The sequence below is a fragment of the Brevibacillus sp. FW301-21C12A genome (assembly GCF_058788915.1).
The window spans coordinates 1-11,316 of sequence record NZ_JBYTBG010000074.1; the positions used below are offsets into that span (position 1 = coordinate 1).

At 55.2% G+C, this 11,316-nt stretch carries 13 protein-coding genes and 1 riboswitch; of the genes, 8 read left to right on the top strand and 5 right to left on the bottom strand.

Annotation, left to right across the window (positions count from 1 at the left end):
- The first annotated feature begins 123 nt into the window (after positions 1-123).
- Together AC3WQH_RS24365 and ald are read left to right on the top strand one after the other, a co-directional pair.
- Positions 124-1,365: a PucR family transcriptional regulator gene (locus AC3WQH_RS24365; RefSeq protein WP_005835864.1), complete on the top strand. Its 1,242-nt coding sequence runs from the start codon at positions 124-126 to the stop codon at positions 1,363-1,365.
- A 129-nt stretch (positions 1,366-1,494) separates the two neighbouring features.
- A complete protein-coding gene (gene ald, locus AC3WQH_RS24370) occupies positions 1,495-2,619 on the top strand; it encodes an alanine dehydrogenase (RefSeq protein ID WP_007785762.1) in 1,125 nt (374 codons plus the stop codon).
- A gap of 67 nt (positions 2,620-2,686) precedes the next feature.
- Here ald and AC3WQH_RS24375 read toward each other — a convergent pair whose 3' ends face one another.
- From AC3WQH_RS24375 to AC3WQH_RS24395, 5 genes are read right to left on the bottom strand one after another with little or no spacing between them, the layout of a single operon-like run.
- Entirely contained in the window at positions 2,687-3,292 is a 606-nt protein-coding gene (locus AC3WQH_RS24375) for a Ger(x)C family spore germination C-terminal domain-containing protein (RefSeq protein ID WP_005835867.1), read from the bottom strand.
- A 15-nt stretch (positions 3,293-3,307) separates the two neighbouring features.
- Positions 3,308-3,769 (bottom strand): Ger(x)C family spore germination protein, encoded by a 462-nt coding sequence (locus tag AC3WQH_RS24380; protein WP_005835869.1) that lies wholly within the window; start codon positions 3,767-3,769, stop codon positions 3,308-3,310.
- On the bottom strand, positions 3,750-5,243 hold the full coding sequence (locus AC3WQH_RS24385; RefSeq protein WP_005835870.1) for a spore germination protein: 1,494 nt from the start codon (positions 5,241-5,243) through the stop codon (positions 3,750-3,752). The genes AC3WQH_RS24380 and AC3WQH_RS24385 overlap by 20 nt, the downstream gene beginning before the upstream one ends.
- Positions 5,233-5,715: an SLC5/6 family protein gene (locus tag AC3WQH_RS24390; protein ID WP_492332292.1), complete on the bottom strand. Its 483-nt coding sequence runs from the start codon at positions 5,713-5,715 to the stop codon at positions 5,233-5,235. The genes AC3WQH_RS24385 and AC3WQH_RS24390 overlap by 11 nt, the downstream gene beginning before the upstream one ends.
- Positions 5,676-6,332, bottom strand: a complete 657-nt coding sequence (locus AC3WQH_RS24395; protein ID WP_310670711.1) for a GerAB/ArcD/ProY family transporter — start codon at positions 6,330-6,332, stop codon at positions 5,676-5,678. Before AC3WQH_RS24395 ends, AC3WQH_RS24390 begins: the two co-directional genes overlap by 40 nt.
- A gap of 144 nt (positions 6,333-6,476) precedes the next feature.
- On the opposite strand from AC3WQH_RS24395, the gene AC3WQH_RS24400 reads away from it, so the two are divergent.
- The 6 genes from AC3WQH_RS24400 (at position 6,477) to AC3WQH_RS24425 (ending at position 11,214) form a co-directional block, all read left to right on the top strand.
- Positions 6,477-7,568 (top strand): quinone-dependent dihydroorotate dehydrogenase, encoded by a 1,092-nt coding sequence (locus AC3WQH_RS24400; protein WP_005835873.1) that lies wholly within the window; start codon positions 6,477-6,479, stop codon positions 7,566-7,568.
- A gap of 154 nt (positions 7,569-7,722) precedes the next feature.
- Positions 7,723-7,919: riboswitch (cobalamin riboswitch) on the top strand.
- A gap of 146 nt (positions 7,920-8,065) precedes the next feature.
- Positions 8,066-8,830, top strand: a complete 765-nt coding sequence (locus AC3WQH_RS24405; RefSeq protein ID WP_283858244.1) for an energy-coupling factor ABC transporter permease — start codon at positions 8,066-8,068, stop codon at positions 8,828-8,830.
- The gene (locus AC3WQH_RS24410) at positions 8,827-9,111 is read left to right on the top strand and encodes an energy-coupling factor ABC transporter substrate-binding protein (RefSeq protein WP_005835876.1); all 285 of its coding nucleotides are present in this window, start codon (positions 8,827-8,829) and stop codon (positions 9,109-9,111) included. Before AC3WQH_RS24405 ends, AC3WQH_RS24410 begins: the two co-directional genes overlap by 4 nt.
- Positions 9,108-9,899: a cobalt ECF transporter T component CbiQ gene (gene cbiQ, locus AC3WQH_RS24415; RefSeq protein ID WP_007785756.1), complete on the top strand. Its 792-nt coding sequence runs from the start codon at positions 9,108-9,110 to the stop codon at positions 9,897-9,899. The genes AC3WQH_RS24410 and cbiQ overlap by 4 nt, the downstream gene beginning before the upstream one ends.
- 4 nt (positions 9,900-9,903) lie before the next feature.
- Entirely contained in the window at positions 9,904-10,755 is an 852-nt protein-coding gene (locus tag AC3WQH_RS24420; protein ID WP_025846863.1) for an energy-coupling factor ABC transporter ATP-binding protein, read from the top strand.
- 297 nt (positions 10,756-11,052) lie between these two features.
- Entirely contained in the window at positions 11,053-11,214 is a 162-nt protein-coding gene (locus AC3WQH_RS24425) for a hypothetical protein (RefSeq protein WP_005835728.1), read from the top strand.
- The last annotated feature ends 102 nt before the right edge of the window (positions 11,215-11,316 follow it).

Below are 11,316 nucleotides of genomic sequence, written 5' to 3' on the forward strand. Positions count from 1 at the left end.
TCCTTCTTGGGGTGAAGTCCTTTTTTATGCTTTTCAAGTGCTTGATACGAAAGGGCTCAGAAATCTGCAAAAGGCTCGTATAATAAAAGCACACGTATGAAAGCGCGGTAAAGAGGTGGAAATGTGTCCGTAGAGCCTAACTATTTTCAACAGTATCAGCATGCCGATATAGACGAACTTGCCGATGTGATTGGCGAGCTTTTGCAAAACCCGATTACAGTTGAAGATGCGGATCACAAGCTGATTGCCTACAGCTCTCACGGGGACAGCACGGATCAGGCGCGCTGGTCGACGATCATGGGGCGGAGGGTGCCGGAAAAGGTGCTGACCCGGCTGTGGAAGGACGGCGTGTTTCAGGAGCTGTTGACGCAGGATGATCCGGTGCACATCCCGGCCAAGGATGAAGTCGGCCTGGGCAAGCGGGTGGCGATCGCCATTCGCCGGGGCAGCGATGTGCTCGGGTATATTTGGGCGCAGGAAGTGAATCGGCCGATTACGCCCGAAGACGATGAGATTTTGCGCCAGGCGGCACGGGTAGCGGTTTCGCGGCTCATGCAGCGGCAAGGCAAGCGCAAGGCCGAGGAGCAGCGGCGCAAGGAGTTTTTATGGGAGCTTTTGCTCGGCAACCACAAGAGCGAGAGCGCCATCCGGCAAAAAGCGGACAGCCTGCAAATGCAGCTTCCGACCTCTTATTTGATATGCATTATCGAAGCGGCCGGAGCGCGGCTCGACCAGTATTTGTACCCGCTCCTCATGCGCGACAAGCTTTTGTGGGTCGTGGACGGCTCGCAAATCATCCTGCTGATCGGGCTTAGCGAGGACGGCAAAAAAGATGTGCGCGAAGTCCTGATTCGCAAGGTCGAGCAGTTTTTAGCCGATTCCTTGGGCAAGCTGGAAGCCCACGTCACAGAAGGGCGCCAGGTAGTTGCCGGATACGGGCTTGGCTACCGGACGTACTCGGAGATTGTGAAAAGCTACAGGGAGGCGCTGCACGCGCTCAAGATCAAAAAGCTGTTCCCAAAGGAAAACGAAGGCGTTTACGGCTACCACGAGTTGGGCATTTACCGCTACCTTTTGCAGTTGAAGCAGTGGGAAGCGGAGCAAGGCTACGAAAATGAACGGCTGGAGAAGCTGCGGCAGTACGACCGCGACAACCAGACGGCGATGCTGGAGACGCTGGAGACGTTTCTCGATGCCGCAGGCAAGGTAAACGTAACGGCCCAGCGGCTGCACATCCACATCAACACGCTGAGCTACCGGCTGCGGCGGATCGAGGAAATCATGCGGGTCGATCTGGAAAATATGAACCAGCGGGCGGCGCTCTACCTGGAGCTGAAAATGGCGAAGCTCGATCAGGAACAATAGTTCGTTTGTGAATTTTCACAAAAAGAAGGACGGCAAAATTAAAGGAATCCCCAAGGAAACGCTACCAACTGTCGCTGTACAATGATAGTAATCTCATTAAATCGGCGTTTCCAAGGAGGACTACCTATCATGATCGTTGGCATTCCAAAAGAAATAAAAAATAACGAAAACCGCGTAGCCATCACGCCTGCAGGCGTAGCCGCTCTGGTGCAAAACGGACACTCTGTCCGCGTAGAAACCGGCGCAGGCCAAGGCAGCGGCTTCACCAACGAAGACTACACTGCAGTAGGCGCTGAGATTGTCGCGACCGCAGCAGATGCGTGGGCCGCTGACATGGTCATGAAAGTAAAAGAACCGCTTCCAGCCGAGTACGGCTACTTCCGTGAAGGTCTGATCCTGTTCACGTACTTGCACCTCGCTCCAGAGCCTGAGCTGACTCGTGAACTGATTGATAAAAAAGTAATCGCAATCGCGTACGAAACCATCCAGCTCGACAACGGCGCTCTGCCGCTCTTGATGCCGATGTCCGAAGTTGCGGGCCGCATGTCCGTGCAAATCGGGGCGCAGTTCCTGGAAAAACAATACGGCGGAAAAGGCGTGCTGCTCGGCGGCGTACCTGGCGTGCCAAAAGGCGAGGTCGTCGTCATCGGCGGCGGGATCGTAGGGACAAACGCTGCGAAAATGGCGCTCGGTCTCGGTGCAAACGTAACGATCATCGACGTGAACGCAGACCGTCTGCGCCAGTTGGATGACCTGTTCCAAGGTCGCGTGCAAACGCTGATCTCCAACTCCTTCAACATCGCAAACGCGGTGAAAAAAGCAGACCTGCTCGTAGGCGCTGTCCTGATCCCTGGCGCACGCGCACCTCGTCTCGTAACGGAAGACATGGTCAAAGCGATGACACCTGGTTCCGTGATCGTAGACGTGGCGATCGACCAAGGCGGTTCTATCGAAACTATCGACCGCATTACGACGCACGACAACCCAACTTATGAAAAACACGGCGTGATCCACTACGCAGTAGCGAACATGCCTGGTGCGGTAGCTCGCACTTCCACGCTGGCGCTGACCAACGTAACCGTTCCTTACGCTGTGCAACTGGCGAACAAAGGCTACGCCCAAGCGATCCGCGACAACCGCGCGCTGGCTAAAGGCGTAAACGTCATCGACGGAAAAGTAACCTACAAAGCGGTAGCCGATGCGCACAACCTGCCATACGCTTCCGTGGAAGAAGTTCTGCTGGTGAAAAACTAATCCGGTTTTCTGAAAACAAAACTGCTTGCCGCAGATGTCGGCAAGCAGTTTTTTGCTGTCTGGGCTGTTACTCGCGTCCGAGCGGGGACGGGTATTTGGTGGATTCCATTTTCATCTTGCCCGAGTCGCTCAAATGGACGTGGATTTGGATGCTGGCAATCGAGTCGCGCGTAGGCGCGGTGCGCTGCGCTTTTTCATACATTCGCCACGCCCGGTAGTCTTTTTTGAACAGCTCCCTTTCCAGTCCGTACAGATCGGTGCCTTTTTGCACCCCCTTCAAAAACGTTCCGCGGATTTGCTCACGCACTTGTTCCTCCGAGTTTTTTTGGATCTGCTCTGGACTGATCTCGGGGCTTATCAGCTCGCGAATGAAGCCGAGCAAATGGACGTGCAAATGGTAGCGCGGCATAGGCCCGGTCGTAACCGGGACGATTTTCAGCCCGACGTGCTTGATGCGGATCGTGGCTTTCGGGGTGTTACCATCGCGGATGATGAGTCCGGCAAAGTCGGTATCCTCGTCCATCCAGCGCAGTCCCATCAGGTCCCGGCTCGGAAAATACCCTTTCCATGTGCCGCGGTGGAGCGCGTGTACCCCGTCTATGGTCAGCCGCGAAACATAGTGGTTGTTTTCTTTCCAGGAACGCTCGTAGATCGTGATGTTGGGCAGCAGCACCGTGTTCGATGGTTCCTAGAAATTGGAGATGAATCGGTAAAACTGCATCGGCTCGATAAAGGAGCGCTGCTCGTAGACGTCCTTTGGCTGATGCAAGAGGGACGTCAGCGGGGAGAAGCCGGAAAGGGAATGGTTGCCAAGCACCTTGTCGATCGGCTCCCGCGTCCCGAACACCCATTTTGTATAGCGAATCAAGCCGTAGCGGTTCAAAATGTCATGCGTCGAAATAATGCCTTTTTGCAAGATGCGCTCGTGAACAACGAGGGACGACACAAACCCGAGAAACAGCGGAATCTGCGAGTTTTTTTGCAGATTGTCAAACGCGGTCATCAGCGTCTTGCCTCTTCCGATGGAAATCGTGGCGGGAGGCGATTTCGGGGTGGCGCTCGTCTCCTGTTTGGCTACGCTTGCGAGGTCGACCGACTGGGCGTAAAGGACGTATTCGTTGTTGATAAAGTCAACGCCGAACGCGGACAAATAGCTCAAATCCTGAATCGATTTCTGGTCCCAGCAGCCGCTGAGGAGCGTGGTGGCCAAGAGCAGCAGCGCACAGGCGATTCGGGCGGCCTTCATTTGGCACCTCCGTTCCGCATCGGTTTTTTCGGAAAAAGTAGATCAGCGGCCGGAACAAGACAAGGTGCAGATCGGAGAGCACGTTCGACGAGCCCATCAACAAGTATGGTCTGCCGAACGAGGTCAAGGTGGACAAGTAATAAATAATCGCGATCATGCCAATGACGAACCCGTACATGCCGATCGTGGAGGACAGGATGAACACAATGAAGCGGGCGACCGTAACCGCGCCGCTGAGCGCCTGGTTGACCAGCGTGAAGGATGCGACGACAGTCAAGGAGCCTACGAACAGCATCGAGGGCGAAGTCAGTCCCGCGCGAATGGAAGCGTCCCCGATAATCAGCGCGCCGACAAGCGCCAGCGTCTGACCGACGTTTTTCGGCAGACGGGCTCCGGCCTCGCGCAGAAATTCAAAGATGAACAAAATCATGAACAGCTCCATGGGCGCGGAAAAAGGCAAGCCTTTTCGCCCTTGGGTGACAGTGGCGAGCAGTTGAAACGGGAACTGCTCCACGTTGTAGGCGGACAGGGCAATCCAAAACCCCGGGAGAAACGCTGCGATCCAAAACCCGCCGAGGCGCAGCAAGCGCTCCAGCCAGACGTAAACGATCGGATACTGGTCGTCCTCGGGAGATTTAATCAGCTCCAGCAGCGAGACGGGAGCAATCAGCGCCAGAGGCGAGCCGTCGACCATCACGATTACTTTTCCTTGCAGCAGCATGTAAATGGCGAAGTCGGGCCGCCCTGTGTAATCTACCAGAGGAAACAAGGAATTGCGGTTGTCGCTCAGCATTTTTTCCAAAAGAGCGCTGTTCAATATTTTTTTGTTGTCGCAGAAGAGCAGCCGGTCGCGCATCATCTCCACCAGGTCAGGCGGTGCGCTGTCGGTCATGTACATCAGCGCAATTCGGCTGCGAGAGCGTGTGCCGAGAATGAACGGCTCATAGGCGAGCGTGATCGTGCGCAGCCGCTTGCGGATGAGTGCCACATTGGTAGACAAGTCTTCCACGAAGCCGTCCCGCGGCCCTTTGATCGAAATCTCCGTGTTGGCTTCTTCCGTGCCCCGCTGCGGACGGTTGGAAATGTCCCAGGCAAAAGGCGGCGACCCTTTCAAAAAGATGAGCAAATCTCCCGAGAAGAGCCGCTCCGTCCACAGCTCAGGATTGGTGTAGAGCGGAATCAGCGGGAGCGAACGCAAGTCTCCGGCGGTCAGGCAGCGTTCCAATTGCGGCAAAGCCGTCTCTTGCAAATGCCGTACGTCGGCCAGACCTTCGCAGTACAGCATGAGAACCGACTGATCGTTGGGGGTGACTGTCCGCAAAAAGATGACATCCGCGCAATGCGTGAATTTTTCTCGCAGCTCTTCTTCAAGGGTCATGGCTCACATCCTCCAATCCGGTTGGTTTGCGCAGCGACAGCAGGAACAAGACGAGCGTGACAGCTACCATAACCAGCAAATAAAGCGGATAGTAAATCTTCGACAGAAACGTGACGAACTGCATGTCGTTGTAGGGGAGGCTGGTGAGAACGATCATGCTGGCGCCGAGGGCGAGCATGACGTACTTGCGCTGCTTTTTCGTTTTCAGGACCAGCAGCTCCCCGAGCAGCAGCAGGCAAAGCGTAATGCGGATAAACGAGCCGGACAGCCATTGAAAGATGGAAAAAAACTCCATGTTTTCGATGTCTTTTCCGATCGTCAAAAGCCGCCATTGTTCAAAGGCAGGAAAGCGCTGGCGCATCGACTCCACAGGCCCGAACTCGGCGATGGCTCCCGTCAGCGGGCTGAGCGTCAGGACCAAGGTAATGGCAATCATGACGATGTAGTGGATGAGCCGCAGCGGTTTGCGCACGTGATGCTGCAGCAACAGCAGCAGGAACAGCTCGGTAAAGCCACCCCCGACAAAACCATGGCGTGCACGGTAGGGGCAATTCCGTTCTGGAACAGCGGCAAGAGCTGGGAGTAGTCTTTTTTCGGTACGTTGCCGAATGCGACGAACATGCCAAGCAAGGAGACAATGGGCAGCAATATGCCCGAAGTAATGCCGACTGAGGCAATGCCGCCGTAGGATGCGAGAACGCACAAGATCATCAGGGCAAGCGCAGTCACCCACTCGGGCGTCTGCGGCAAATAGTTGACGGTTGTCCACGTTTGGGTATCAACCAGATTGACGAGTGCCATCATGTACAGGCAGAGCATGATGGGGATGAGCAGCAGGAAGCGGACGGCTTTTCCGGACCGTAGCAAGAGCCAGTGGGACAACGACTGCTGTCCGATGCGGCTGTTGATGAAATAGAGCGCGTACGCCCAAACACAAAAGGGGATCATGCCAAAGATGACACTCAGCCAGGCATCGCGCCCGGCTTTGCTGAGCAGCAGGGGGATAAGGGTGACATGATTGGTGATTCCGATCGACAGCATCATCACCATGATCGCTTGGCCAATCCCGATTTTTCCGTCTGCTTTCATGAACCAACGTCCCCCCGACTTGGTGGTTTTGTTATGGTTTGTTTGCCCGGCTGGAAATATGTATCGCGTATAAAGGTTAGCCCACGATAAATAAAGTGTGGTATTCTACAATGAGGTAAAAATGGAGTAAGGAGTGCAGCCGGGATGTATAAGCTCATTAGGAAATATCTGTTCCAGATGGATACGGAAGAGATTCATGAAAGAACGGTTGATGCCCTGAAGCTGGTGGAAGATTCTGCTCCGGGAAAAAGCTTGCTGCGAATGATGTTTCAGGTGAAGGACGAGCGTCTTGCCACAAAGCTGTGGGGAATGACGTTTCCCAATCCGGTAGGGCTCGCCGCCGGTTTTGACAAAAATGCCGAAGTGTATCATGCACTGGGTGCGCTCGGGTTCGGGTTCGTGGAAGTCGGGACATTGACCCCGCAAGGACAGCCGGGCAATCCGCGGCCGCGCCTGTTTCGCCTGCCTGAGCACGAGGCGATCATCAACCGGATGGGCTTCAACAACCACGGTGCTTATTTGGCTTCGCAGCACCTGGTCGATTACGCGTATTCCGATGTTCCGATCGGGATCAACATTGGCAAAAACAAAGTCACTCCCAATGAGGAAGCGGCTTCTGACTATATCAAATGCCTGGACATGCTCTATTCGTACGGCCATTATTTCGTCATTAATATCAGCTCTCCGAATACGCCCAATCTTCGCGATTTGCAGGAAACCGAGAGCATGCGGCTGCTGGTGCGGGCGGTGCGCGAAAAAGCGGCGGAAATGGAAGCGCGCGGCATTCAGAAAAAGCCGATTCTGCTCAAAGTAGCCCCCGACATGTCCGACGAGCACATGCGCGATGTCGTGCAAGGAGCGGTGGAAGAGGGCATTTCCGGCATTATTGCCACCAATACGACCTTGTCGCGTGAAGCCGTTCAAGGGCATCACTATGCCGAGGAAGCGGGAGGACTGAGCGGAAAACCGCTGACAGAGCGTTCGACTGCCTGGGTAAAAGAAATTTACCAGGAAGTGGGCGACAAGGTGCCGATCATTGGCGTAGGGGGCATTTTCACGGGGGAAGATGCGTACGCGAAAATCCGGGCGGGCGCAAGTCTCGTGCAAGTGTACACCGGAATGATTTATCAAGGCCCGGGCATCTCCAAGCAAATCAACAAAAAGCTTTTGCAACTGTTGAAGCGCGACGGCTTTTCCCACATCAGCGAAGCGGTCGGCGTGGACGCCAGGTCGTAAGCATAAAAAAGAAGCGGATGCAACAAAGACCGATGACTCCCGGAATGGCGGGGCATCGGTTTTTTTACGCAGTTATACTCCGCTGATTATATTCTTCCGCTTTTTCCCTTGATTCTGTATAATAATGTGGGACAAGCAAGAACTATCTAACAATTGCATATCGTCGGCGATAGGTGCCTTTATGTGCAAGCCGCATAAAGGGTAACAGGGAATCGGGTGAAAGTCCCGAGCGGTCCCGCCACTGTAATCAGGGAGTTCTCTTTGAGATAGAGCCACTCATATTCATATGGGGAAGGACAAAGAGCGCGATGAGCTGAAAGCCAGGAGACCTACCTACTTGCCACACCCAGGAATACCTTCGCGGAAAGGAGCGGTGAATACGAAGCAATAGGACTGTGCCAACGGTCTGTTGTTTTTGTGCGCATACCTCGTCTGCTAGCGGATGAGGTTTTTTTGTTGGTGAAAAAAGAAAGAACAGCAAAGGAGGAGGAAATGTCTTGAATCGATCCCGTTTCGTTTCGACCTGTCTGTTGATTGCAGGCTTTGTCCTTTATTTTCTCGTAAATGAACCGCAGACGTCCCACGCGATGCACATCATGGAAGGGTATTTGCCGCTGGGCTGGGCGCTGTTTTGGTGGGTAGTATTTATTCCATTTTTTATTCTCGGCATTCGTTCCTTGAACAAAATCGTCAAGGAGCATCCGCAAATGAAGCTGCTGATCGGCGTATCCGGCGCGTTTGCCTTTGTGTTATCCGCGCTGAAAATTCCTTCGGTGACGGGCAGCAGCTCGCACCCGACGGGAACCGGGCTTGGCGCGATCATGTTTGGCCCGTGGGTCATGTCCGTGCTCGGCAGCCTGGTGCTGCTGTTCCAGGCGCTGCTTTTGGCGCATGGAGGGCTGACGACGCTTGGAGCCAATGCGGTGTCCATGGCAGTAGTAGGGCCGATGGTAGCTTACGGCGTCTATCGCCTGATCGTGCGCGGAAACGGCGGACAGCGTTTGGCCGTATTCGCTGCTGCTGCGCTCGCAGACTTGGCTACTTATGTCGTGACCTCCGTGCAGTTGGCTTTGGCTTTCCCGGCTGAATCCGGCGGCGTTATGGCATCGTTCGCGAAATTCGCAGGAATTTTTGCCATCACCCAGGTTCCGTTGGCGATCAGCGAAGGGCTTTTGACCGTGCTCGTCTGGAACTGGCTGCAGTCTTACAATGCAAAAGAGCTGGCGCAACTTCGCCTGCTGAAACGGGAGGAATCGCTGTGAAAAAAGGGATGAACTGGCTGCTGCTCCTGGGCGTAGTCTTGCTGGCGGTTGTGCCGTTGCTGTTGGTGCAGGATTCGGAGTTCGGGGGAGCAGATGGAGCGGCTGAGGAAGCGATCAAGGAAATCGCCCCTGCTTACGAGCCGTGGTTCGAGCCGCTGCTTGAACCGCCAGGCGGCGAGACAGAGAGCTTGCTGTTCGCGGTGCAAGCGGCGCTCGGGGCGGGCGTTGTCGGCTATGCCGTGGGATTGTACAAGGGCCGGCTGGATAAGCATAAAAAATGAATTGGCAGCAGCTTGATTCGCTTTCCTATCAAAACCGGCTGCGATTTTTGCCGCCTGAGCACAAGCTCCTGTTTGCGGGCGTGCTGATTTTGCTCGTTTTGACGGGACATGAATGGTTGCAGATGGCGATTTGTCTATGGATGGGAGTATGGGTAATGGTGTATGCCCGTATTCCCGTCCGTTTCTATTTCGGATTTTTCATCCTGTCCCTGTCGTTTTTTGTCCTGGGGCTTCCGGCGCTGTTGCTGGAAGCAGTAAGAGCGGATGCAGGGGCGGGCGTCCAGGCAGTTGCGGCGTGGAAGATCGGGCCGTATCTGGTCTACGTTCCGGCAAGCGCGCTCGACAAGGTGTGGCTGCTTTTTTGGCGGACGATGGCCAGCCTCGCCTGCTTTGCTTTTGTCTTGTTTACCGTGCCGTTTGCCGAGATTTTGCAAGTGCTGCGCAAGCTGAAACTTCCGGTCATCGTGACGGATTTGCTCATGATTATGTACCGTTTTATTTTCGTGCTGCTTGGCGTCTCTCATCAACTGTGGATTGCCCAGCGCGCGCGCGGAGGCCATCGCGGGTTCCGGGCGATGCTGCGGGATGCGAGCGGACTGGCCGCGCAGTTGTTCGTCAGGTCCATGCGCAAGTACGATGCGCTGTACAAAGGGATGGCAGCGAGAGGCTTCGGGGAAAGCCTGCAGGTGCTTTCCTTGCACACTCATTCTCGCTCCGGCCGATATGAAGCAGAGTCAATCGCAGGCTGTATTTTGCTGATTTTGCTGGAGTGGTGGACAGGAGGGTAATGCTTTGACATCATGGCTGTTGGAATTTGTTGATTTGCACTACGCCTATCCAGGCGGCCGTGGCCCTGTCCTGAAAGGGTTGTCCCTGGGCATTCCGGAGGGGAAAAAATGCGCCTTGCTCGGGCGAAACGGCTGCGGCAAGTCCACCTTGTTTTTGCACGGGAACGGCATCATCCAGCCGCAGCAAGGGCAAGTGCTGTGGCGAGGAACGCCCCTCAGCTACAAACGCGCTGCCTTGCAAGAGATGACGCAAAAAGTCGGGCTGGTCTTCCAGGACCCGGAGCATCAGTTGATCGCCAGCACGGTCGCCGAGGATATTTCCTACGGGCTGTGCAACCGGAACTTGCCCGCCGACGTAATCCGCGAGAAAGTGCGGGCTGTCCTGGACGCGTTTGGCATGACAGAGCTGGCGGACGTTCCGATTCACCACCTCAGCCTGGGACAAAAGCGGCGTCTCGCCCTTGCCGGGGTCATGGTGCTTGCGCCGGAGCTGCTGCTGTTGGATGAGCCTACGGCCTACCTCGACCGTTACCAGACCAAAAATTTGCTGCGCGAGCTGGATGCCATTCACCAAAACGGCACGACCGTGCTGATGGCGACCCACGATATGGACATCGCTTTCGAATGGGCGGAGTGGATTTGCGTCATGGATGAAGGCCGGCTGATTTTTGCCGGAGAGCCCCAGGAGGCGCTGGCGCGAAGAGAAATGCTGGAAAGCCTGCATTTGGGCATGCCGCTGATCGCCGAGCTGTGGGATGCGTTGCCGCCTGAATGGAGGCGGGAGGCGGGCGAACGGATTCCGTGTTCGCTGGAGGAATTAAAAACACGGCTGGCCGGACAGGTGATGGTCCGGTAGATAAGGTACAGGCAAGCGGTCGTCTCGGCGGCCGCTTTTTTGCGTGCCAAAAGTCGCGCGGTTTTGGGCAAAAGGAAAGGAGGCCGGCTGCTGTGCCTGTGGTCGGTCTGACGTTTTGGATGACCGCTTTTGCTTGGCGCTGTCTCATTCGCTTCAATGGGGCTTTTCCTGCCTGCCGGATAACGGGGATTGCGCTGATTGGTGGCGAACGCCGTGTATGGGTGGTTTCCGAGCGCCGTGCATGGCCGCTGTTTTTTTGGGGCATCTTAACCTCAAAATTCCTCTGGAGGTATCGCGATGGAACACGATTCCTTGAGCTCAGGGCTTGCTGGCGTGGAGCAAAAAGAATTCCCCGGCAAAGTCAAAGACCAGCTCATGTTCAATGTCCTGGAAAAAGAAATGACCAACGAAGAACAGGAAAAAAAGGCGAAAGACGAGTATTTGACAGGAAAGTCGTAGCCCGCGCCAAAAGCCCTTCTCGGCCTGGTCATAGCCCCGTCAAGTAGACACTAAAAAAAGACGCTATCTTAAGCGGCGATCGATTCCCGGTATTGGACTGGG

Bases quoted from the DNA above. Each gene is read 5' to 3' on its own strand.
- ald (WP_007785762.1), top strand. From the start codon at position 1,495: ATGATCGTTGGCATTCCAAAAGAAATAAAAAATAACGAAAACCGCGTA.
- AC3WQH_RS24385 (WP_005835870.1), bottom strand. From the start codon at position 5,243: ATGACCCTTGAAGAAGAGCTGCGAGAAAAATTCACGCATTGCGCGGAT.
- AC3WQH_RS24395 (WP_310670711.1), bottom strand. From the start codon at position 6,332: ATGAAAGCAGACGGAAAAATCGGGATTGGCCAAGCGATCATGGTGATG.
- AC3WQH_RS24400 (WP_005835873.1), top strand. From the start codon at position 6,477: ATGTATAAGCTCATTAGGAAATATCTGTTCCAGATGGATACGGAAGAG.
- cbiQ (WP_007785756.1), top strand. From the start codon at position 9,108: ATGAATTGGCAGCAGCTTGATTCGCTTTCCTATCAAAACCGGCTGCGA.
- AC3WQH_RS24425 (WP_005835728.1), top strand. From the start codon at position 11,053: ATGGAACACGATTCCTTGAGCTCAGGGCTTGCTGGCGTGGAGCAAAAA.